Below are 21,477 nucleotides of genomic sequence, written 5' to 3' on the forward strand. Positions count from 1 at the left end.
CGTTTTGCACTTCATGGCGCGCTCCAGCAGCACTTCGCGTTCTCGCGCATTGCGCGTCAGCGCCGCGGCGCGCTCGAACTCAGCCCGCGCTTCGTCGCGCCGCCCAAGCTTTTCCAGCAGATCGCCGCGTACTGTCGGCAGCAAGTGATATTTATCCAGCGCCGGCTCGTCGAGCAGGCGATCGACAAGCACGAGCCCCGCAGCTGCTCCAAAGGCCATGCTCGTCGCCATGGCACGATTGAGCTCTACCACCGGCGACGGCAATACCTGCCCGAGCAGGCCGTAGAGCGCGGTGATGCGGCGCCAGTCGGTATCTTCCGCGCGGGTGGCGCGCGCGTGACAGGCAGCAATGGCTGCTTGCAGGGCATAAGGGCCGATACCGCCACCGAGCTTGCCGGCCCGCTCGAGCGAATCGAGGCCATGGCGGATGAGCATCTGGTTCCAGCGGCTGCGATCCTGGTCCAGCAATAGCACGGCTGCGCCCGAGGCATCGACGCGCGCACCGGTGCGTGAGGCTTGCAGTTCCATCAGTGCCACCAGGCTGTGCACTTCCGGTTCGCGCGGCATCAATTGCGCCAGCATGCGTCCCAGTCGCATGGCGTCCTCGCAGAGCGTCGGGCGCATCAGATCGTCGCCGGCGGTGGCCGCGTAGCCTTCGTTGAAGATGAGGTAGATCGCTTCGAGTACCGAATCCAGCCGCTGTTTCAGCTCGTCGCCGCGTGGTACCTCGAAAGGAATGTTCTTGTCGCTCAACGTGCGTTTGGCGCGCACGATGCGCTGGGCGACGGTCGGTTCGGGCGTGAGGTAGGCGCGGGCGATTTCATCGGTCGTCAGGCCGCCGAGGAGACGCAAGGTGAGGGCGACGCGCGCTTCAGCCGACAGCACGGGATGGCAGGCGACGAAGATCAGGCGGAGCAGGTCGTCGCCGATCGGATCGTCGGCGGCGACCTCGGGCGATTCGCCGCTCAGCGCCATCTGCTCTTCGATCTCGCGCGTCAGCTCGTCTTCCTTGCGCGCATGGAGCGTTTTGCGACGCAGCATGTCGATGGCACGACGCTTTGCGGTGGTCATCAGCCAAGCGCCGGGTTGATCGGGCAGGCCGGTCGTCGGCCACTGTTCGAGGGCCACCACGAGCGCATCATGGGCCAGTTCCTCGGCCAGGCCGACGTCGCGCACCATGCGCGCAAGGCTGGCGATCAGTCGTGGCGATTCGATGCGCCACAGTGCATCGATGCTGCGATGGATATCGGTCGTCATGGCCGGGAATCACAGCAGGTCGATACGGGCGGCGCAAGGCCGCCCGTGTCGCACGTCGGTATACCGGCCTCAGCCGCGCATGTCGACGTTGACCATCCATTCCACACCGTAGCGGTCGACCAGCATGCCGAATCGCTCCGACCAGGAGGTCTTGGACAAAGGCATAGTGATCGTCGTGGCCTGCTCGGAGAGAGCCTGGAAGACCTTTTCCGCCTGATCGACATCCTGGCTGTTGATGCACACAGAGAAGCCTTTGTAACCCTCGTGCGGGTATTTTTGCGGGTCGCCACTGTCCGAGCCCATCAGCATGCATCCGTCCACCTTGAGGTTGACGTGTGCAATGCGATCGCCAACGGCTTGTTTCATCTCCGGAGGGCAGTCGGGCATGTCCGAATAGCGGACCAGCCTTTGGATCTTGCCGCCGAGGCAGCGCTCGTAGAACTGAAAGGCCTCTTCGCAGCGGCCGTCGAACATGAGATACGCGGTGACATCCATACAATGTTCCTTTTGCAGTCAGTGCTTGTTGTGGTTAGTGCTTGGTGGCTAATTCCGCGCGCAGGCGTTCTTCCTGCTCGCGCAGTTCAGGCGTGAATTCACTGCCGAAGTCGTGCATTTCGTATATCTGGCGAATTTCCACGATCGGCTCGCCTTCGAGCGGGTTGGGGCAGCGCTTGACCCATTCGATAGCTTCTTCCAGCGATTTGCACTGCAAAACCCAGAAGCCGGCCAGCAAGTCTCCCGTCTCGGCAAACGGACCGTCGATGACCGAGCGCGCTTTGCCGGCGAAGCGTACGCGTGCCCCTTTGGCGCTGGGCTGCAGACCCTCGCCTGCCAGCAGCACGCCGGCGCGCAGCAGCTCTTCGTTGTAGCGTCCCATATCGGCCAGCAGTTGTTCATTGGGCATGACGCCCGCCTCGGTATTCTTGTCGGCTTTGATCATGACCATAAATCGCATGGGGGCGTCTCCTCTGGTAAGACAGCTCGGTTCTCTGATGGACTCAGTCCTTATGAAGATGACGAGCGATACCGGGCGGAATCGACACCAGCAGTAAACTTTTTCCTCGGGTTGCTCAATTTGTGATCAGGCAGGTCACGCCAGCGGCTGTGCTTGAGGGGTAGGGGATGGCAGGCGCGCCTTGCTCCCGTATAGTGCCCACCTGACCGGCTGACGGCACGGCGCCGTCGACTCGATACCAGGCGCTATGGCGACACGACGCGACGCTTCATCTTCACCATCCCAGCCCGACTTGCTCGGCGGCAGCCTTACGGCCGATTCGGCCATCCATCGCTTGTTTTTCGCCCTGCTGCCCGATGAGGTCGTGCGACAGCGTTTCGCCCGCGCGGCGGATATCCTGCGCAGCGAGCAGCCGATCCGGGCGCGCTGGGTGGTGCCGGCACGCTATCACGCTACTTTGCACTTTCTAGGGGATTTTCCGCTTTGGCGCCCCGATGTGGCCGAGGCGGCCATTGCCGCCGCGGGCAAGGTCGGTCCGTGCAGTTTCGACTGGACGCTGGATTACCTGGCCGGTTTTCGCGGTCGTCAACCGCCCTGCGTATTGCGCAGCACGGAGACGCCAGCGGAACTTGTCATGTTGTGGAAAGACCTGCGCCATGCGCTGGTCCTGGCCGGTGCCGGCAATCATGTCGCGGTGGGTAGTTTCACTCCGCACATCACCCTTGGCTACAGTCACGGCACGGTGCCGGACATCGCCCAGATCGAGCCGATCCTGTGGCGAGTCGAGGGCTATGCCTTGATTCATAGCATTGTCGGCCAGCGCGAATACCGCGTACTTGGCGAATGGGGCAAGAGCGGTCGGTGAGGAAAACGTTTCCGCTTACGTTTGGCGTATAGAGAACGTCAGGGTGCCCGGCGCACAATGACCGAGCGCCAATTTTTCACCATGGGGGTACTCAAGCATGCGTACGTCTGCTCTGTTCGTGTTTGCACTATCGCTCGCCGCCGCTCCCATCTTCGCGCAGACCGCGTCGCCTGCCGGCCAATCCATCGCTGACGCGGTGAACGATCCGGCCCGCGTGGCCGACAAAGCCGACGATGCACGCCGGAAGGTCGCCGATGTCATGGCGTTCGCGGAGGTCAAGCCGGGGCAAAAGGTGTTGGAGCTGATTCCCGGCAAGGGCTATTTCACCCGGGTATTCAGTGCCGTGGTGGGGCCTGAAGGGCATGTATTCCTGGTCTGGCCCGACGAGTACGCCAAGGAAGACACCGAGGGTGTCGGCGCCACGCGTACTTTGATCGCCGATGCGCATTACAAGAATGTCAGCGTGCTCAACCAGCCGGCCGCGCAGTTGAGCGTGCCGGAGAAAGTCGACCTGGTGTTTACCGCGCAGAACTACCACGATTATCCCGACGCCTTCATGGGCAAGGTCGATCTGGCGGCGTTCAACAAGCAGGTATTCGCCGCGCTCAAGCCAGGCGGCTTGTTCGTGATCGTCGATCATGTTGCCGCCGCCGGCAGCGGCATGCGCGACACCGATACCTTGCACCGTATCGATCCGGCGATCGTCAAGAAGCAGGTCGAAGCTGCCGGTTTCGTGTTCGACGGCGAGAGCAACGTATTGCGCAATCCGGACGACAAGCACGACTTGAAGGTGTTCGATAAATCCATACGCGGGCATACCGACCAGTTCATCTACCGCTTCCGCAAGCCAAAGGCCTGAGGTCATCGAGGCCTGGCCGTGCATGGCGGCCAGGCCTATCCTTGGGGGCGCATGTCCGAGCCGCCCGATTTTCCAGCCGACGATCCGCCACCCACGCCACCTGTCGAGCCCGATGCGGGCGATTGCTGCGGCGAAGGCTGCGTACCGTGCATTTTCGACCTTTACGAAGAGGCGCTGGAGCGCTATCGGCGCGATCTGGCGCAATGGCGGCAGCGCCATCCGGATGCCGCACATTTTCCGCCGGATAGGACTGGCAATCGCTAGGGCGGCCCCCATGTAGACGTCTTCACGTTCGAGGACGTCGCATGATTCCCTTTTCCGTGCTGGACCTGGCTCCGATTACCGAGGGCAGCAACCCGACCGAGACCTTTGCGCGCAGCCTGGACCTTGCCCGCCATGCCGAACGGCTGGGCTATCGGCGCTATTGGTTGGCCGAGCACCACAACATGCCCGGTATCGCCAGTGCGGCTACTGCCGTGTTGATCGGCTATGTCGCCGGCGGCACCTCGACGATCCGCGTGGGAGCCGGCGGCATCATGCTGCCCAATCACGCGCCGCTGCAGGTGGCCGAGCAGTTCGGCACACTGGCTTCGCTTTATCCCGGGCGCATCGACCTGGGGTTGGGCCGTGCTCCGGGGACGGACCATGCCACGGCTCGTGCACTGCGCCGCTATTTCGACAGTGCCGATGCGTTTCCGCAGGATGTCGGCGAATTGCTCGCCTATTTCGAACCGGCTGCGCCGGGTCAGCCGGTGCGCGCCGTGCCAGGCGCGGGTATCGATGTGCCGGTATGGCTACTCGGGTCGAGTCTGTTCGGCGCGCGGCTGGCTGCGGCGCTCGGCCTGCCTTTCGCATTCGCCTCGCACTTTGCCCCCGATGCGATGGACGATGCGTTGGCGATCTACCGGCGCGACTTCCGTCCGTCCGTACGGTTGCAGCGACCTCATGCGATGCTCGGCATCAACGTCGTGGCAGCCTCTGACGACGCCGAAGCGCGTCGATTGTTCACGACGCAGCAGCAGAGCTTCGTCAATCTGCGTCGCGGCCGCCCGGGTCTGATCCCGCCGCCGATCGACGATATCGAAGCCTTCTGGACGCCGACGGAAAAGTTCGGTGTGGAGCAGGCGCTGGCTTGTGCCGTTGTGGGTGGCGAAGCGACTGTGCGCGAAGGTCTGGCGGCCTTTGTGGCACGCCATCGACCGGACGAGCTGATGATCACCACGAACGTATTCGATCACGTTGCGCGTTGCCGTTCCTACGAGATCGCAGCACGGGTGCGCGATGTGCTGACGTGAACCGAGGCTTATTGGATGTTGCCGTAAGTCTGTTCATTCGAAGCGAACTGGCGTCGCAGATCTTGCCGGCAGCGCGCCAGTTGCAGCGGCGTAAACCGGCCGGCGCCTTCGCCCTCGATAACGGCGTCGCGTTCGATAGTCTGATGTTCGGACATCAGCTCGACCATGGCCGCCAAGTTGGCGGCGTGCAGCACCTGACTCATCGGCAGGGTTGCCGTACCGCGTTCGGCCAGGGCTTCGAGCACATTAGGCGGTAGTTCCCAGTAACGCGCTGCCTGCAAGGTCAGCTCGGCGGCGATGCGTGCGACACTGGCAATGAACTGCGGTGTATAGACAGCCAGCGCACCGCTCAGCTCTTTGTCGAGTGCGCGCGCTACGGCACCGATACCGGTATTGCTGACCAGGCCGGCAAGGTGCGCTTCGAACGGGTCGCATAACCCTTTGCTGAGGTAAACCGCTGCGTGAGCGCAGCGCTCGGCATGATCCCAGAGACGTTGTCCTGCGACCTGGCCGAACATGCCGGCGTTGGCCAGGAGGATCGGCTTCATCACGTGCATCGACACGACCTGGCGCAAACCGACTTGGCCGAGCAGCACGATGGCGTGTTGCAGGCTGGTGATCGGCTGGACCACACGATAGGCTACGCTGCCGATGACGCGCATGATTTCGCCGACCAGCACAGGATCGCGTCCAATCAGTTCGGCAAGTTTGGCGCCGTTGAGATCGTCGTTCTTCAGTGCGCGCAGCAACTGCGGCAATACCGTGGGCATGCGCGGTAACGAACGGACGTCGTAGCGATCGCCGCCGCAGATATCGTCCAGTCGCTGCAGGGCTTGTTGTTCGCGTTCGCTCGGTGCGATATCGGCCGAAGCGGGCAGGCTGAAAACGAAACGGAAGAATCGATCCTCGACGGCAGCCGCGGGCAGGCCTTGCGCGGCCGTTTCGGGTTCCAGGGGCAATGGCACAGCACGCGTCGCCGTCGGCGCCATACGCACGCCCGGCGCGGGCGCCGCTCCCCCAAATAGCTTTGCCCAAAAGCTCATGCCCGCTCCCTCTACGGTTGCCTTTAAGATCGGCAGCCTGTCATAAAAATGTAGGCTGGTTCACATTCTGCGGAGCCAGCGAGCGGCGGCTTCACCGGCGAGGCGGCCGCTGGCCATGCAGGCGGTCAATAGATAACCCCCCGTCGGTGCTTCCCAATCGAGCATTTCCCCGGCACAGAAGGTGCCGGGCAGCTCGCGCAGCATCAGACCGTCATCGAGCCCTTCCAGTCGCACGCCACCGGCGCTGCTGATCGCCTCCGCCAGCGGCCGCGCATTTTTCAGGATCAGCGGCAGGCGCTTGATGCCCTGAGCCAGGCGTGCCGGATCGCGCAGCGAAGCCTCGTCGAGGACTTCATGGAGCAGGGCGGTTTTGATGCCGCCGATGCCTGCCTGACGGCGTAGATGTTCGCTGAGGCTTCGTCGGCCACGCGGTTTGGCCAGATCGGCGGTCAAGCGATCGATGTCACGGTCGGGCGCCAGGTCCAGCGCCAAAGCAGCCGCGCCGTCGCGGGCGATAGCTTCGCGCAAGCTGGCCGACAGGGCATAGATCAGGCTGCCTTCGATGCCGGTCGCGGTAATCACGCACTCGCCCTGGCGCGCGTGTTCGATGCCATCGGTATCGCGCCAGTGCGCGACGACCGGTTTCAACGGAGCGCCCGCATGACGCATCGCAAGGAAATCGCTCCAGCCGATATCGAAGCCGCAATTGGATGGCTTAAGGGCAGCGATGTCGATGCCTCGCTCGGCCAGCCAGGACTGCCAGGCGCCGTCGGAGCCCAACTGGGGCCAACTGCCGCCGCCCATCGCCAGTACGGTCGCCCCCGCCTGAACCGTCAATTCGCCATTCGGCGTGGCAAAGCGGAGGCCGCCTTGCGCGTCCCAGCCCAGCCATCGGTGGTGCACGTGAAAGCGGACGCCCGCCCCGCGCAGCCGGTGTACCCAAGCGCGCAGCAGGGGCGCGGCTTTCATATCGGCGGGAAAAACGCGCCCCGAACTGCCGACGAATGTGTCGATGCCGAGCCTGGCCGCCCACGCTCGCAGCCCATCGGCATCGAATTCTTCCAGCCAGCGTGCGACCGCTTGCGCACGCTCGGCATAGCGTGCGGTGAACTGGGGTTTCGCCTCGCTATGGGTGAGGTTCATGCCGCCTTTGCCGGCAAGCAGAAATTTCCGGCCGACCGAGCCCTTGCCCTCGAATAACTCCACCGTCGCACCCGCCGCGCGTGCGGCCTCGGCTGCCATCAGTCCGGCAGGGCCGCCGCCAATGATGGCAAGTTGGAGCGTAGATGAGGGCATGGTCGTGCGGATGCTTGCGGAAGGATGGGCAAGTATCGCCGGTGTGGGAGTGTGAAGCGAGAGAGCGGTACGTGGAACGACAGGCAGATGGCTTGCAAACGTAAAGGCCCTCAACCCTCCCCCGGGAACAGGGGAGGGAGCGTAGCGATCAATGCTCGTTAACCTGCAAGTTGCGCATCAGCAGGTCCAGCTTGGTCTTCATCGCATCCTGTGGGCGAGAACCTTCCGCGCCATAAGAAGCCGTATAGAGCACTGAAGGCTTGGCTTCTGCACCCGTCTTGTCCGGCGCGCCGCCGACCATGCTGATATAGGTCATATCGTCTTCGTTGTATGCCGCGCCATCGTCCGGATGGTCGCGACGCAGCACCTTCTTCCAATAGTTCTGGTAGGACGTATCCAGATCCTCGGACGGTGCGATGTGCCGATTGACTCGTACCAGTTCGTCGTTGTCGACATTGGCCTTGATCAACACATCCGATACGTCCCAGACGACCTTGTCGCCGTCCTTGAAATAGGAGAAGCCCAGTATCAGCTGACTATCCTGGTCGATCTTCTGCAGGTCCGGCGTGTAGTCGAAGCTGACGCGTTTGGACTGGTACTTGAAGCTGTGCGCATAGGCGAAATCGATGTCGATGCGGTCGAGCACGGCAGGCAACAGCGTCTTTTGCTGCAGGAATTCCTTCCACTGCGCCAGCGTGCCGGAATACGAAACATCGAAGAAGTTGGTGATTGTGCGTAAATCGATCATGTGGTCATGCAGATGTGCGGGACGCGTCGTGCGCATCATCGTCACGTAGCCGTCGGGGACGGGCAGGGAGAAAGTGACCAGCATGCTGTCGTCGTAGGCGACCGGCCAGACGCGCACCTGCCATTTACGCTGGTAGCTATCGGTGAAAACCGTATCTTCGCTGGGCTTGCCGAGCGAGGTGATCTTGATCTTCTCCGATCCGACCGTGCGCTCCAGCGGCAATGCCTTGAGCATCAAATCCATCATCAGCTTGGGATCGGCATAGAGCTGCTTGACGCCGATGTTGTCTGGCTTGCGCAGATGGATCAGCGCTTCGTGCCCGGCCACGCCACTGGTGATGAAACCGTTGTTGCTGAGGGTTTCCTTGTGGATATTGCGCTGCGCGAACGACCAGACGCCGTTGTTCGAGCGAACGATCAGCGTCGGAAACGGATCGGTGTTGGAACTGCTGTGCAGCAATTCGTTCGAACCGTTTCCGACCGGGAAAAGGTTGTCCTTGTTGTCCTTGAGCAGGTCGGCCAGTTGGCCATCGATCGTGGCGTTGAACTGCGTCTGGTAGACCTCGGTAAATTCCTTGAAGGTCTTGGGTAGGGCAAATTGCGTCTTGAATGTCGAAGTCTTGCTGCTGTCGAGCACGTCCAATTGATAGGTCATGCGTGTATCGATTTCGGCGAGGTTATCCGGCGCCTTGAGGATGAAATCGATCGGCAGTGCGTAGTTCAGGTTCTCACCCGGCGACTTCATCAGCACGATGCCGATGATCTTGCCATCCTTGTCGAGCAGCGGGCCGCCACTGTTACCCGGCGAAGCGGCAGCCGAGAAGCGCATCCATTTCCAGCGACCGTCCTGTTCTTCGGGAGTGTTGGAGGTATACAAGCCGTCGCGGATCACCACGCCGGTACCCAGTGCGTTGCCTACCGCATAGACCACATCGTTCATAGCTGGCGCGGTGTTGGTTTCCAGCGCCTGCGTATCGGGGGCATCCTTGAGTGTGAAAACCACGAAATCTTTTTCGCGCGAGAATTTTACGATCTTGTCCACTGCGAACACCTTGCCGTTCGCGTCGCGCAGCGCCGGTTCGCCCATCAGGCTGCCCATGCCGGCGTCGAAGACATGCGCCGCCGTGGCATAGCGATGATTGCCGATCGCGAATGCCGTGCCGATGGAAAAATACTTGTCGTTGCGGAACTGGAAGGGCAACTGGTCCAATGGCAGCGGTTTCTCGTAACTCAGCGAGTCATTGACCGGCTTGGGTATGACGACTTCGAACGTCGCTGCCTGCACTTTGGGCAATATCGCCGGGTCCAGCGTGGCTGCCTGTGTGCCCGTAACGAGCGCCAATGCAACAAGGCCCATCCATGGCGCGATCCGGCGCGCCAGCCATTTGCTTGCCTGCCTCATGTTTCTTCCATTCCCCTGGTTTCGAGATCGAGCGGAAAGTCCCGCCCCCGCGCGGAGTGTATCCAAGCCACGCTCGGGCGGGGATAGCCGGTAATTATTTTGCTGTCGTGCTTATTCCGACGCAGAGGCGGGGGCGTGGCAGTTCTCGGGCAAGGGTGTGACAGCGGGGAGGATGCCGGTAACGGCGTAGCGGCCGGCGTCGCCCGCAAGATCGTTCGCCTGTACCGGCGCCGACGCTGAGTTCGACTGGCCCGGCTGGCGGTAGCGATAACCCTCCGGATATCGTCAGTCCGTAGCGCAGGCGCGACCCGCAGGGCCTGAATACAGGGCCGGCTTCGCCGTGTTCGATCCGGCCCAATCGGAGTGCGGGCGCGGTCACCGGGGCGTATCGTCCGGCCAGGGATGCGTTGCCGCGGCAGAAATAGCTGGGATCGAAGCGGTCGTCGTCGGTGTCCGGATGGATATCTATCGAGCCGCGGCCGGCGTGCTCCACCCGCAAGCTGGCGCCTGGGCGCCAGTCGTCCAGCGCGATATTCAGGGCGTCACCGTCGCGCCGTGCGTGGCCTACGAAGAGACAAGCATCGCTCTGGATGCTTACCCAATAACCGTCATTCATCGGGCCCACATCCAGCCATTCGGCGCCTTTACGGTACATGCCGGTAAAGTCGGCCGGCCCGGGCGCTGGGCTCGCGGCCGGCGGCGCGGGCTGGCAGCCGCAAGCGAGGGCGGCCCATAGCAGGAGTGCATGCCGGGAGTGCATGCATCGACGTTAGCGCAAAAAACCTGTCGGCGGTTTGAAGCGACATCGATGGACTGAGGCGCTACTCCCTCACACCATCCTCTCCCCTGGCTTCGCCGGGGTCGGGGCGAGAGGGAAGCTCTACAATCAAAAGCTACCCAAGGTTTTTGGCGACTCCATTCAGCCGCTAAAATGGGTGCGATTCTCCTAGCCTGGATTTCTGGCGTGACTGTTGCCGCTTTTCCCGTTGCCGATGCGGCGCTGGATGCCTTGTTCGTTCCTTTCCAGACCGGCGCTTTGCGGCTGCCTCCGGATGGCCGTGTACTGTTCCTGCGCGCACGCGATGGCTTCGCTCTGCGTGAAATGAAGCAGCCGGGTTGGTTGTGCGAGCAGAGTTTCAAGCCTTTTGCCGAAGCACTGGAACGCAGCGGACTGACCGTCGGCAGCCCGGCGACCGATGACCGCTTCTCGCTGGTTCTGCTGCTGCCGCCGCGGCAGCGCGATGAAGCGCGAGCCCTGCTGGCGCGTGCGTTTGGCGCGGTGGCACCGGGCGGTCGCGTGGTGGCGTGCGTGCCCAACGCCGAAGGCGCCAAATCCATCGAGGCCGACATGCTGCGCCTCGCCGGCACGGTCGGCAACGTGTCCAAGCACAAATGCCGGGTATTCTGGGCTACGCCCGAGACGATCGATGCCGCGTTGTGCGCCGACTGGCTAGCGCTCGACGCGCCACGCGAAAATGCCGCCGGTTATGTAAGCCGGCCAGGACTGTTTGCCTGGGATCGCATCGACACGGCCTCTGCCTTGCTGGCTGCGCAATTGCCTATCGAGCTGGCCGGCCGCGCCGCCGATCTTGGAGCGGGCTACGGCTACCTTGGCGCCCATCTGCTTGGGCGGTGTCCGGGCATCGTTTCGCTCGATGCTTTCGAGGCAGAAGCGCGCGCACTGGAGCCGGCGCGAGCCAATCTTGAAGCAGCGATGCGTGCGCGCGGCCAGGCCGTTCCTTTCAGGCTGCATTGGCATGACATTGCTGCCGGTGTGCCCGGTCGCTACGACGCCATTGTCAGCAATCCGCCCTTCCACCAGGGCAGGGCCGACTTGCCCGAACTGGGGCAGGCGTTCATCCGCGCTGCTGCCGATGCGCTCGAGCCGAACGGGCGCTTCTGGATGGTAGCCAATCGTCATCTGCCCTACGAGGCCAGCCTGGCCGAGCGCTTCGAGCAGGTGCGCCATGTCGCGTTGCAGGATGGCTTCAAAGTGATCGAAGCGCGTGGAGTACGTCGATGAAGCTGGTCAAGCTGATCGCCAACCTGGGTTATGGCAGCCGCAAGGAGGTGGCCTGGATGTTTCGCGAGGGGCGCGTTACCGATAGCGATGGCGAAGTGCTCTACGCTGACGACAAGATCGAACACGAGCGAATTCGCATTGACGGCGAGCCATTGGATCCGGCGTCAGGCTTGGTGCTGATGATGAACAAGCCGCTTGGCGCGACGTGTTCGCGCAAGGACCAGGGCCGGGTGGTCTACGACTTGTTGCCGCCGCGTTATCGACAGCGCGATCCGGCATTGTCGACGGTGGGGCGGCTCGATCGCGATACTTCCGGCTTGCTGTTGTTTACCGACGATGGCGCCTTGCTGCATCGGATCATTTCCCCGCGTGCCGAAGTGAGCAAGGTCTACGAGGCTACCCTGGCCGAGGATCTGCGCGGCGGCGAGGGCGAGTTGTTCGCGAGCGGCACGCTGATGCTCGAATCGGAAACCACGCCGCTGGCGCCAGCCTGGCTGGAGCCACTCGGCCCGCGGCGTGCGCGCCTGACCGTGACCGAAGGGCGTTATCACCAGGTCAGGCGTATGTTCGCCGCCACGGGCAACCGGGTGGAAAGTTTGCAGCGCGTTGCCATGGGTGCATTGCCACTAGGCGACGACTTGGCGCCGGGGCAATGGAGGATGCTTTCGGCCGATGACGTGGCACGGGTTTTTGCGGAGACGTCGAAGCACTGATCGCTTGGTGCGTGGCGCGCTACACTCGACCCTTCGTTGCAAGGGGTATGTCGCATGTTCAAGCGTTCCGCATCGCTTTCGCTCGCGCTCGGCCAGATCCTGGTTGGTTTCGTTCTGGCGAGTGCCGCTTTCAATGCCGCCGCCGCCGCCCAGGCGGATGAGGCTTTCACCAAGCTGGCCGATAGTTATTTCGACGATTTCTATTTTCCCAATCAGCCTACCGCGGCCACAGCCGCTGGCCTGCACCAATACGACAGCCAACTGGACGATTATTCTCGCAAGGGTGTAGAGAGCACGGTTGCTGCGCTCAGGCAATGGGAGGCGAAGTTCGCCGCCGTGGATGCCGGCCAGCTCGATGAGCAGCGGCGTGGCGATCTCGAGCTGGTGCTGGCCAATATCCGCGGTCGCCTGTTGATGCTCGATCAGGTGCGCTGGTGGGAAAGCAATCCGGACAATTATTCAAGCGGGATAGCCGGTAGTGCCTTTACCCTGATGGCGCGCAAGTTTGCCGCGCCCGATGAGCGCCTGAAGTCGCTGATTGCGCGCGAAAAGCAGATGCCGCAGGTATTGGCCGAGGCGCGCGCCAACCTGAAGAATCCGCCGAAGATCTACACCGAGATCGCGCTGGAACAACTCCCCGGCCTGGTCGACTTTTTCGCCAAGGACGTACCTTCGGCTTTTACCGATGCCCACGACGCCAAGCTCAAGGATGCCTTTGCGCAAAGCAATGCGGCGGTAATCAAGGCGCTGAAGGATTACCAGCAGTGGCTCAAGGCCGACTTGCTGCCGCGCTCGCACGGCGATTTCCGTATCGGTGCCGATGCATTCCGCAAGAAGCTCGCGTATGACGAAATGGTCGACACGCCGCTGGATAAGCTGGTGGCGATCGACATGGACGACATGCATAAGAACCAGCGCGAATTCGCCAAGGTCGCCAAGGAGCTCGATCCGCACAAGACGCCGGCGCAGGTGCTGGCGGAGCTCGGTGCCGATCATCCCGATCGCGCGCAATTGCTCGATACATTCCGCGGCACGCTGGCCAAGCTGGTCGATTTTATCCAGAGCCATCGCATCGTCAGCGTGCCGTCGCCGGTGCCGCCGATCATCGAGGAAACACCGCCTTTCATGCGGGCGACGACCTTTGCCTCGATGGATACGCCCGGGCCGTTCGAGAAGGTGGCCAAAGAGGCTTATTTCAATGTGACGCTGCCCGATCCGGCCTGGAGCAAGCAGCAGACCGATGAGTTCATGGCCCAGTTCAGCTATCCGGTGATCAACAACGTCGCTGTGCATGAAGCTTATCCCGGGCACTACGTGCAGTTCTTGTGGATGCACGACGTGCACGATCGCGTGCGCCAATTGCTCGGTTCATCGACCAATGCCGAAGGGTGGGCGCATTACAGCGAACAGATGATGCTCGACGAAGGTCTGGCACAGGCGATGTATCCCGATGACGTGCGCCAACAGAAACGGCTGAAGCTGGGGCAGTTGCAGGATGCACTGCTGCGCAACGCCCGTTTTATCGTCGGCATCAAGATGCATACCGGCCAGATGAGCTTCGATCAGGCGGTAGATTTCTTCGTCAAGGAAGGCTACCAGTCGCATGCCGTGGGCGTGGTGGAAGCCAAGCGTGGCACGTCCGATCCGACTTACCTGTACTACACGCTCGGCAAGCTGCAGATCCTCAAGCTGCGGCAGGATCTGATGGCTCGCGAAGGCAAGCAGTTCAACCTGGAGCAGTTCCACGACGATTTCATGAAGCAGGGCTTCGCGCCGATCAAGATCGTGCGCCGTGCCATGCTGCATGACGAGTCGCCGACCTTGTAATTCGCACGACCTTGGCCTGGGGGCGCCATGCCCCCATGTCGGCTCTCATGAATCCCCTGGTTTTCGATAATGCCTTCGTACGCGACCTGCCCGGCGATCCGGAGCACGGGGCGCGCTTGCGTCAGGTCGAGGGTGCTTTGCACTCCCGTGTGGTGCCGACCGCGGTAGCTGCGCCACGTGTGCTGGCCTATTCGCCCGAGATGGCTGCCGAATTGGGCTTTACGCCTGCCGATGTCGCCGGTGACGCGTTTGCGCAGACGTTCGGTGGCAATGCCTTGCTACCGGGAATGCAGCCGTACGCCACGAATTACGGCGGGCACCAGTTCGGCAACTGGGCGGGGCAATTGGGCGATGGCCGTGCCATCGGTCTGGGCGAGCTGATCAATGCCGCAGGTCGGCGGTGGGAACTGCAGTTGAAGGGGGCCGGCCGCACGCCTTACTCGCGCGGTGCCGACGGTCGCGCAGTATTGCGTTCATCCGTGCGCGAATTCCTTTGCAGCGAGGCGATGCATCATCTGGGCGTGCCGACCACGCGCGCCTTGAGCCTGGTGGCGACCGGCGAAACGGTCGAGCGCGACATGTTCTACGACGGACATCCGCGCGATGAGCCGGGAGCGATCGTTTGCCGCGCGGCGCCATCGTTCATCCGTTTCGGTCATTTTGAGTTGCCGTCTTCGCGAGGCGATACGGCATTGTTGCGGCAACTGGTCGATTTCACTATTCGGCGGGATTTCCCCGAGCTCGAAGGTTCCGGGGAAGCCCTGTACGCCGAATGGTTCGGACAGGTGTGCGAACGGACGGCCCACCTGATGGCCCATTGGATGCGTGTCGGATTTGTCCACGGTGTCATGAATACCGACAACATGTCCATTCTGGGTTTGACCATCGACTACGGTCCGTATGGCTGGCTGGAAGATTTCGATCCGGATTGGACGCCCAATACCACCGATGCCGGTCGCCGGCGTTACCGCTACGGCCAACAGCCACAGGTTGCCTGGTGGAACCTGAGCCGATTGGCGGGCGCCTTGTCTCCCCTGTTTCAGGGCATCGAGGCCTTGCAAGCGGGACTGGATCGCTATGCGGCGGCATTCCAGGCGAACGACCGCATGCAAATGGCAGCAAAGCTTGGGCTCGAGCACATGCGTGACGACGATGTCTCGCTCGCTCAAGGCCTGCACGATCTGCTGCAGCAGGCCGAGGTCGACATGACATTGTTTTTCCGCGGGCTGACTGAGATCGATCCGGCCAAGCCTTCATGGCAACCGGTGGCAGATGCGTTCTACGATGTCGCCAAACGCGATGCCTCGCGCCCCGCGTTCGATGCCTGGATGGCCCAGTATGCGCAACGTGTCGCTCAGGACGATGTGCCGGTCGCATTGCGTCGCGAACGCATGCGGGCAGTCAACCCTCGCTATGTCTTGCGCAATTATCTGGCGCAGGAAGCGATCGATCTCGCCGAACGGGGCGATGCTTCAGGTATTCAGGAACTGCTCGATGTCCTGCGCCATCCCTACGTGGAGCAACCGGGCAAGGAACGGTTCGCGCAGAGGCGCCCGGAATGGGCGCGCACGCGTGCAGGCTGTTCGATGTTGTCGTGCAGTTCGTGACGAGACAGCGTTACTGGCCGGCAGGCTTGGGTTGCGGGCGCTGCTGATCGGATTTGCCCGGGCGCTGTCCGCCCTGGCCCGGCGGGCGACCTCCGCCCTGGGTGGGCGGCTTGTGTCCACCGCCGCCCGGTGGTCGATTGTTGCCACCGCCCGGTGGCCGATGATCGTCCCCTGGCGGCCGGCTGCCACCGCCACCGGGCGGTCGATGATCGCCCCCTGGAGGGCGATGTCCCTGGCCCGGAGGCGGACCGGGGCGCGGCGGCGGTGGGCGATGGCCTCCCCAACCCGGGTTCGGGCGTGGCGGCGGGCGATGGATCGGCGGACGCGGTGGCGGCCGGTGGACGATCGGACGGCGGTACCAGTAATTGCGTTCGCGGTAGAAAGGACGGTTGGCGTAGTACTGGCCCCAGTACGTCCCGATGACGAAGCTGACAATCGGTACGCCGATACGCGGGCCGTAGTCCTGCACGATGACCGGCTGGCTCTGGTAGACGAACTGCAGATAGCCAGCGGCGATCCAGCCGCGGTCCGGACCGACGATGACATCGCACCATTCATAGCCTTCGGTGCAACCCTGGATATCGACGGGAGCGCCCGCTGGCACGGTGTTGATGCGCGGATAAGACACATCCGGCCCTGCGCGTAAGTTCACATTGGCGACGACCACGCCGGGCGAGGCGTTGGCGAGCGCGGGAACCAGGGCAGCGAGCAGCGATGCAAAAAGCCAGGTCAGGCGTTTCATCGAGCGTCTCCGAAGTGCGGCGGCTAGCGATCGGCGCCCGCCACGGGCGGCCCACTTTGATCCGCTTGCGCCGTCAGTGCAAGCCGGTGGGCACGTCGTTGCCAGAGATAGACGGGCAAGCCGGCAAGCAACAACACCGCGCCCCTTAGCAACGGTTCCGTACCCGTGCCAATCAAGGCTCCCATGCTGTAGATCCATGCGCCGCCTGCGATCCACCGACGATATGCGGGGACGTCCCGTTCGATGCGCCACCATGCCATCACGCTGACTGCGTAAGGCAACAAGGTAGCAGCGGTGGATAGCAGGATGGCGAAGGTAAACAGAGTCACCAGCGTCTTGCTGCCGTTGGCCACGATCAATCCGCTGGCCAGTGCGCTGCTGAGCAGCAAGCCGAAGAGCGGCGTATCGCGGCGATCGAGGCGGGCAAAGGCGCTGGGGAACACGCCGTCTTGCGCCGGTGCCAGCGGGGTCTGCGCCTGCAGTAGCACCCAGCCGTTGAGCGCACCGAAGCAGGAGACGGTCGCCACCATCGCAATAGCTATGCCGGCAGCGCGACCCCACAAGTGCGCCGCGGCATCGACCATCGGTGACGGCGAGGCACGCAGGCTATCGATCGGCAACAACCCGATCACTACCGTGCACGCCAGCATGGTGCTGATGCCGGCGATAACCATGCCAATGACTGTCGCACGCGGCACGGTGCGCTGTGGGTTTTCGATCACGCCCGTCGGCACTGTAGCTGCCTCCAGGCCAAGAAAGGCCCAAAGCGTGATCGATGCGACCGCACCGGTTGCCGTCCATAATGGTTGCCCGCTCGGGTTGAATGGGCGATAGGCGTCGAGATGGACCCAGGCGAGCCCTAGCAGGCCGAACACCAGCAAGGGCACCAGCTTGAGTGCGGTGGTCAATACTTGAACGCGGCCGGCTTCGCGCACACCTGCGGCATTGATCGCGGTGCAGAGCCATAGTGCGCCAAGCGCGACGGCTACGGTGCGCCATGGGGTTGCCGCGGCTGCGGGCCATAGTGCACCAAGGCTGCCGGCAAAGGCTACGGCGATAGCGGCATTGCCGACCCAGGTGCACACCCAGTAGCTCCAGGCAACCACGAAGCCGGTGGCATCGCCGAACGCAAGGCGCGCATAAGCATAGGCGCCGCCATGATTGCGCACGCGTTGAGCGAGCCACGCATAAACCAGCGCCAGTAGCAGGGCACCCCCGAGGGTAAGGCCCCAGCCGAGCAGACTGGCCGCGCCGTACGGTGCAAGCGAAGCCGGCAACAGGAATACGCCTGAGCCGATCATGTTGCCGACGACCAGGGCAATCAGCGTCCACTGCCCGAGCGGACGCGCGACGCGATTCATGCGTGTGTCGGCTCCGCCGTGTTGCGATAGGCGGCACGCACCAGTTCGTGGAAATGGTGAACGGCATTCTCGCGCAGCGGATTGAGTCGCCCCGAGTCGTACGAGCCCGAGGCGAGGCCGCGTTGCACATCCTGGCAGATGGTCACATCTTCATCCTGCACTTCATCGCTGAAGGCGATGTCTTTGGCCCTTCGCTCATGCGCCGCCTCGACCGTATCGCGCCCGGTATCGACAGGGGCGTAGTAGAAATCGAATTCGACCCGGCAACGATCCACGCCCAGGGGGAGCACGCGATTGGTCTGCAGGCGGCCGGGGAGAATGTTGAGCATGGTGTTGGGATAGATGAAGTAGTACAGCGCTTCGCCGCTGCCGTAGAGGTCGCCTGCGCTTTCCAGCGGGCTATATTGGAAGGAGTACCAGGCGGCGGTCTCGGTGATATAGCTGCGATAGTCGAGCAGGCTGTTCAATCCGGGATGGATGCACGGGACGTGATAGCCCTCCAGGTAGTTATCGACATAGACCTTCCAGTTACAGGCGACGTCGTAGCTGGTGCGGTGGTGGAATTCGAAGGGTGCCAGCGAACGATCGGGGCCCAGTCGAGCATCGATGCCTGCGACCAGTTCCGCGAAGGCAGGGGCATCGTCGATCGCGACAAAGACCAGACCTTGCCAGACCTGCACGCGCACTTCGGGCAAACGGATCTGCGAGATGTCGAAATCTTCGGTGCGGCCCATCTCCGGCGCGCCGCGCAGTACGCCGTCGAGACCGTAGGTCCAGCCGTGGTAGCGGCAACGCAGTGCCTTGGCGCCCTTGCCGTGACAACTGGCGACAGGTCCGGCGCGATGGCGGCAGACGTTGTGGAAGGCTCGAATGGTTTGTTCGTCGCTGCGCACGACCAGCAAGGGCAGCCCCGCGATCTCGATCACCACGTGATCGCCCACGCCAGTGAGCTGCGCCTGGTGACAGACCAATTGCCAGCTACGACGGAAGATCGCCTGCGCGTCCAGGGCCGGCATACGCGGATCGACGTAGTAGCGCGCGGGGAGGGCGCTGGCGTGGGAGAGCGGCTGAGGGGCCAAGGAGGTTGGGGAGAGCAGGTCGGTCATGGAAGCGTCGGCTGGAGGACTGCAGCAAGGTTTACCCCTCCATGGACGGTTACCGCAAGTTGAGGATGTCGTGCGCTGCACAAGCCGGCCCTTCACCCCACCCCTTCCCCGGCAAAGCCAGGGGAAGGGTTAACGCAAGTGCGAAACACTGAGATTCTCCGCAGTCGGCTCCCTCTTCCCCTGGCTTGCGGGGGGAGAGGGGTGGGGCTCTTGCTTGCCTATTGCTCCAACAACGCCAACTGCCCCTGCACATCATTGATCGACGCGCGGATCCTCGCACTGAACACCGAGTCGTCGTGGTGGATCAACACCAACCGCTCGGTCGCGCGAGTCATGGCGACATACAGCAGCCGCGCCTCATCGGCTTCGTCCTTGCCTTCCTTGGGCAGCGATCCCAGGCCGGGAATGATGACCAGTGGAAACTCCAGGCCCTTACTGGAATGCATGGTCATCAGCTTGACCGAGTCGTCGACGACGAACAGCGTCGTCTTGCCGTTACGATCGGCCAGGCGACTGGGAATTCCGGCGCGCTCGAGCGCTTCATGCAACTTCTCGCCTTCCCATAGATTGCGGAAGATCACCGCCATATCCGAATAGCGACGGCCGTGCGCATGTTCGTCACGCAGGCGGTCGATGATGGCGCGCAACTGATCGCCGGCTTGGGCGACACGAATCAATTCCGGTATCGCGCCGCGCCGCCCTGCGCTCTGCGGTTCGATCAACGGTACGCCATCGTCGTCCTCGGTATGTTCGGCGAGCAACTCGTTGGCGAAGCGTCGCGCTACAGCGAGGATCTCCATGGTGTTGCGATAGTTGATGCGCAAAATGGTGGTGCGTCCCTGCGCTTGCACACCCACGCTCTTCCAGGTGAACTTGGCGCGATCGGGTTTGCCGTAGATGTTCTGCGCGTCGTCGTACAGCACCAGCAGCGAGTTGGTCTGCGGATCGACCATTTGCACGATCAGACGGTACCACGCCGGTTCGAAATCGTGCCCTTCGTCGATCAGTACCGCACCATATTGGAAGCGCGGAATCTGGCCGCGTTCGACACCTGCCATCACGCGTTCGACCATGCCGTCGAAATCGTCATGCCGGGCCGGCAGTTCCACGTGATAGGCGACCAGCATCTTCCGGCACCACTTGTGGAAGTTATAAACCTGCACCTTGTCGCTCAGGCCGCGTTCGCCCATGAGCTGGTCCAGCCGGGCGGCCAGGGTCTTGTTGTAGCAAAGCACCAGGATCGGCTTGGCCAGGGCGCGCGCAAGATGAATGGCGCGGTAGCCTAGGATCATCGTCTTGCCCGAGCCCGCCACGCCATGAATGATGCGGTGCTCGTCGCCCAGCGACCGGGCCAGTTGCTCCTGCTGCGCATCCATGACTTTGATGAGGTCGGGGATCTCCACGGAACGGACATCCGTGCCGCCGGACGGGAACAGGCCGAACTGGCCTTCGCCCAGTTCCACGCGCAATTCCGGAAACAGGTGCCAGCGGATCCGGTCGATCTGCGGCAAGGTCAATGCGCACGGAAATACCTGCGGAAACATCGCCCAGAGCTGTTCCTGGAAGGTCTCCGCATCGGCCGTCTCATAGATCTCATCGCGACACAGCACCAAGTGTGCAGGCAGCACTTCACCCAATTGCGCCTCGTCGAACTGTTTGCGGCTGATGTTGGCCAGCACCACGCCATAGGCCCAGGGCATGACCAACTTGCCGGCATGGCGATGGCCTGGCGGGTTGCGCAGGGCCGGATCGCGTTCCAGCACGACACCGATTTCCAGCGCATAGGCGCGTGCCTGCAAGAGCGGATTGGTCTCTTTCACCAGGCCGCGGTCCGTTACCAAGGTGAACTGAGTGCTGTCGGCTTCGTGGATGGATTCGAACTTCCAATCCTTGACCTCTAGCACCACCAGGCCGCGTCGCGGGTGGAAGACCACAAAATCCGGCCGCCGCTGTTTCAGCCCGATCGGCACGTCGTACCAGAGCAGGTAATCGTCTTCCAGCTTCTGTTCCAGTCGTTCGGAAACGCGCTTTTCCCCCGCGGTCATACGCGAAAGGCTGCTGTTACGGCTTGGGATCAGTTTGGCCATCCGTGTCTCTCGCTGCCTATGGGCGGTTGGAGGGGCGTTTGACGGGCGATCTTAGAGCCTAGGGTGGGCGTGTAGTAGTCCGAGGCTCGTCACAGATTCGAACACCGGGATGCCAACTGCCGCAAATGGGGCCTCAAGTCTGGTCCGCGTCCGCCGATATCAAATCCTGAGGGTCCATCGGACTCGCCAAGGTGCTGTCGGAGCTATGTCCATCGACCTGGCGTCCATCGCGATTCTGGGCGCGTTACAAGCCAGTCTGCTGGCTATCGTCCTGCTGTTCGCCACGCGCAGC

The 21,477-nt window shown here is 62.7% G+C and carries 19 protein-coding genes; 8 read left to right on the forward strand and 11 right to left on the reverse strand.

Features of this window, described 5'->3' with window-relative positions; all coding sequences use genetic code 11:
- The 3 genes from VIM98_RS10830 to VIM98_RS10840 all read right to left on the reverse strand — a co-directional run.
- The coding region (locus VIM98_RS10830; protein ID WP_331993117.1) for an RNA polymerase sigma factor at window positions 1-1,257 on the reverse strand (1,257 nt) is incomplete at its 3' end.
- Between the two features lie 69 nt (window positions 1,258-1,326).
- Entirely contained in the window at window positions 1,327-1,752 is a 426-nt protein-coding gene (locus tag VIM98_RS10835; protein WP_331993118.1) for a VOC family protein, read from the reverse strand.
- Between the two features lie 34 nt (window positions 1,753-1,786).
- Complete coding sequence (locus VIM98_RS10840) at window positions 1,787-2,212, reverse strand: YciI family protein (RefSeq protein WP_331993119.1); 426 nt, start codon at window positions 2,210-2,212, stop codon at window positions 1,787-1,789.
- Between the two features lie 247 nt (window positions 2,213-2,459).
- Between VIM98_RS10840 and VIM98_RS10845 the strand changes: the two genes are divergently transcribed.
- The 4 genes from VIM98_RS10845 (at window position 2,460) to VIM98_RS10860 (ending at window position 5,231) form a co-directional block, all read left to right on the forward strand.
- Window positions 2,460-3,077 carry a 2'-5' RNA ligase family protein gene (locus VIM98_RS10845; protein ID WP_331993120.1) on the forward strand — a complete coding sequence of 206 codons (618 nt, stop codon included), beginning with the start codon at window positions 2,460-2,462 and terminating at the stop codon, window positions 3,075-3,077.
- 97 nt (window positions 3,078-3,174) lie between these two features.
- On the forward strand, window positions 3,175-3,936 hold the full coding sequence (locus tag VIM98_RS10850) for a methyltransferase (protein ID WP_331993121.1): 762 nt from the start codon (window positions 3,175-3,177) through the stop codon (window positions 3,934-3,936).
- Window positions 3,937-3,987: 51 nt separating this feature from the next.
- The gene (locus tag VIM98_RS10855; RefSeq protein ID WP_331993122.1) at window positions 3,988-4,200 is read left to right on the forward strand and encodes an oxidoreductase-like domain-containing protein; all 213 of its coding nucleotides are present in this window, start codon (window positions 3,988-3,990) and stop codon (window positions 4,198-4,200) included.
- Window positions 4,201-4,241: 41 nt separating this feature from the next.
- Window positions 4,242-5,231, forward strand: coding sequence for an LLM class flavin-dependent oxidoreductase (locus VIM98_RS10860; protein ID WP_331993123.1), 990 nt, complete (start codon window positions 4,242-4,244; stop codon window positions 5,229-5,231).
- Between the two features lie 8 nt (window positions 5,232-5,239).
- Here the strand turns inward: VIM98_RS10860 and VIM98_RS10865 are convergent, their stop codons facing one another.
- The 4 genes from VIM98_RS10865 to VIM98_RS10880 form a co-directional block, all read right to left on the reverse strand.
- Window positions 5,240-6,274: an HDOD domain-containing protein gene (locus VIM98_RS10865; protein ID WP_331993124.1), complete on the reverse strand. Its 1,035-nt coding sequence runs from the start codon at window positions 6,272-6,274 to the stop codon at window positions 5,240-5,242.
- 60 nt (window positions 6,275-6,334) lie between these two features.
- Window positions 6,335-7,570, reverse strand: a complete 1,236-nt coding sequence (locus tag VIM98_RS10870; RefSeq protein ID WP_331993125.1) for a TIGR03862 family flavoprotein — start codon at window positions 7,568-7,570, stop codon at window positions 6,335-6,337.
- Window positions 7,571-7,718: 148 nt separating this feature from the next.
- Window positions 7,719-9,719, reverse strand: coding sequence for a serine protease (locus VIM98_RS10875; protein WP_331993126.1), 2,001 nt, complete (start codon window positions 9,717-9,719; stop codon window positions 7,719-7,721).
- Between the two features lie 94 nt (window positions 9,720-9,813).
- Window positions 9,814-10,374, reverse strand: a complete 561-nt coding sequence (locus VIM98_RS10880; protein WP_331993127.1) for a hypothetical protein — start codon at window positions 10,372-10,374, stop codon at window positions 9,814-9,816.
- A gap of 309 nt (window positions 10,375-10,683) precedes the next feature.
- On the opposite strand from VIM98_RS10880, the gene VIM98_RS10885 reads away from it, so the two are divergent.
- From VIM98_RS10885 to VIM98_RS10900, 4 genes are read left to right on the forward strand one after another with little or no spacing between them, the layout of a single operon-like run.
- Entirely contained in the window at window positions 10,684-11,742 is a 1,059-nt protein-coding gene (locus VIM98_RS10885; RefSeq protein WP_331993128.1) for a class I SAM-dependent methyltransferase, read from the forward strand.
- Window positions 11,739-12,455 (forward strand): 16S rRNA pseudouridine(516) synthase, encoded by a 717-nt coding sequence (locus tag VIM98_RS10890; protein ID WP_331993129.1) that lies wholly within the window; start codon window positions 11,739-11,741, stop codon window positions 12,453-12,455. Before VIM98_RS10885 ends, VIM98_RS10890 begins: the two co-directional genes overlap by 4 nt.
- Before the next feature lie 54 nt (window positions 12,456-12,509).
- Entirely contained in the window at window positions 12,510-14,282 is a 1,773-nt protein-coding gene (locus VIM98_RS10895) for a DUF885 domain-containing protein (protein ID WP_331993130.1), read from the forward strand.
- A gap of 47 nt (window positions 14,283-14,329) precedes the next feature.
- Window positions 14,330-15,889, forward strand: a complete 1,560-nt coding sequence (locus tag VIM98_RS10900) for a protein adenylyltransferase SelO (RefSeq protein WP_331993131.1) — start codon at window positions 14,330-14,332, stop codon at window positions 15,887-15,889.
- Between the two features lie 10 nt (window positions 15,890-15,899).
- On the opposite strand, the gene VIM98_RS10905 is transcribed toward VIM98_RS10900, so the two are convergent.
- The 4 genes from VIM98_RS10905 to VIM98_RS10920 form a co-directional block, all read right to left on the reverse strand.
- Complete coding sequence (locus tag VIM98_RS10905; protein ID WP_331993132.1) at window positions 15,900-16,631, reverse strand: SH3 domain-containing protein; 732 nt, start codon at window positions 16,629-16,631, stop codon at window positions 15,900-15,902.
- Between the two features lie 23 nt (window positions 16,632-16,654).
- Window positions 16,655-17,992, reverse strand: coding sequence for an amino acid permease (locus VIM98_RS10910; RefSeq protein ID WP_331993133.1), 1,338 nt, complete (start codon window positions 17,990-17,992; stop codon window positions 16,655-16,657).
- Window positions 17,989-19,098 (reverse strand): aromatic ring-hydroxylating oxygenase subunit alpha, encoded by a 1,110-nt coding sequence (locus VIM98_RS10915; RefSeq protein ID WP_331993134.1) that lies wholly within the window; start codon window positions 19,096-19,098, stop codon window positions 17,989-17,991. The genes VIM98_RS10910 and VIM98_RS10915 overlap by 4 nt, the downstream gene beginning before the upstream one ends.
- Before the next feature lie 218 nt (window positions 19,099-19,316).
- On the reverse strand, window positions 19,317-21,185 hold the full coding sequence (locus VIM98_RS10920) for a 3'-5' exonuclease (RefSeq protein ID WP_331993135.1): 1,869 nt from the start codon (window positions 21,183-21,185) through the stop codon (window positions 19,317-19,319).
- Window positions 21,186-21,477 lie beyond the last annotated feature (292 nt).

This window comes from Dyella sp., from assembly GCF_036568765.1.
Taxonomy (GTDB): domain Bacteria; phylum Pseudomonadota; class Gammaproteobacteria; order Xanthomonadales; family Rhodanobacteraceae; genus GSA-30.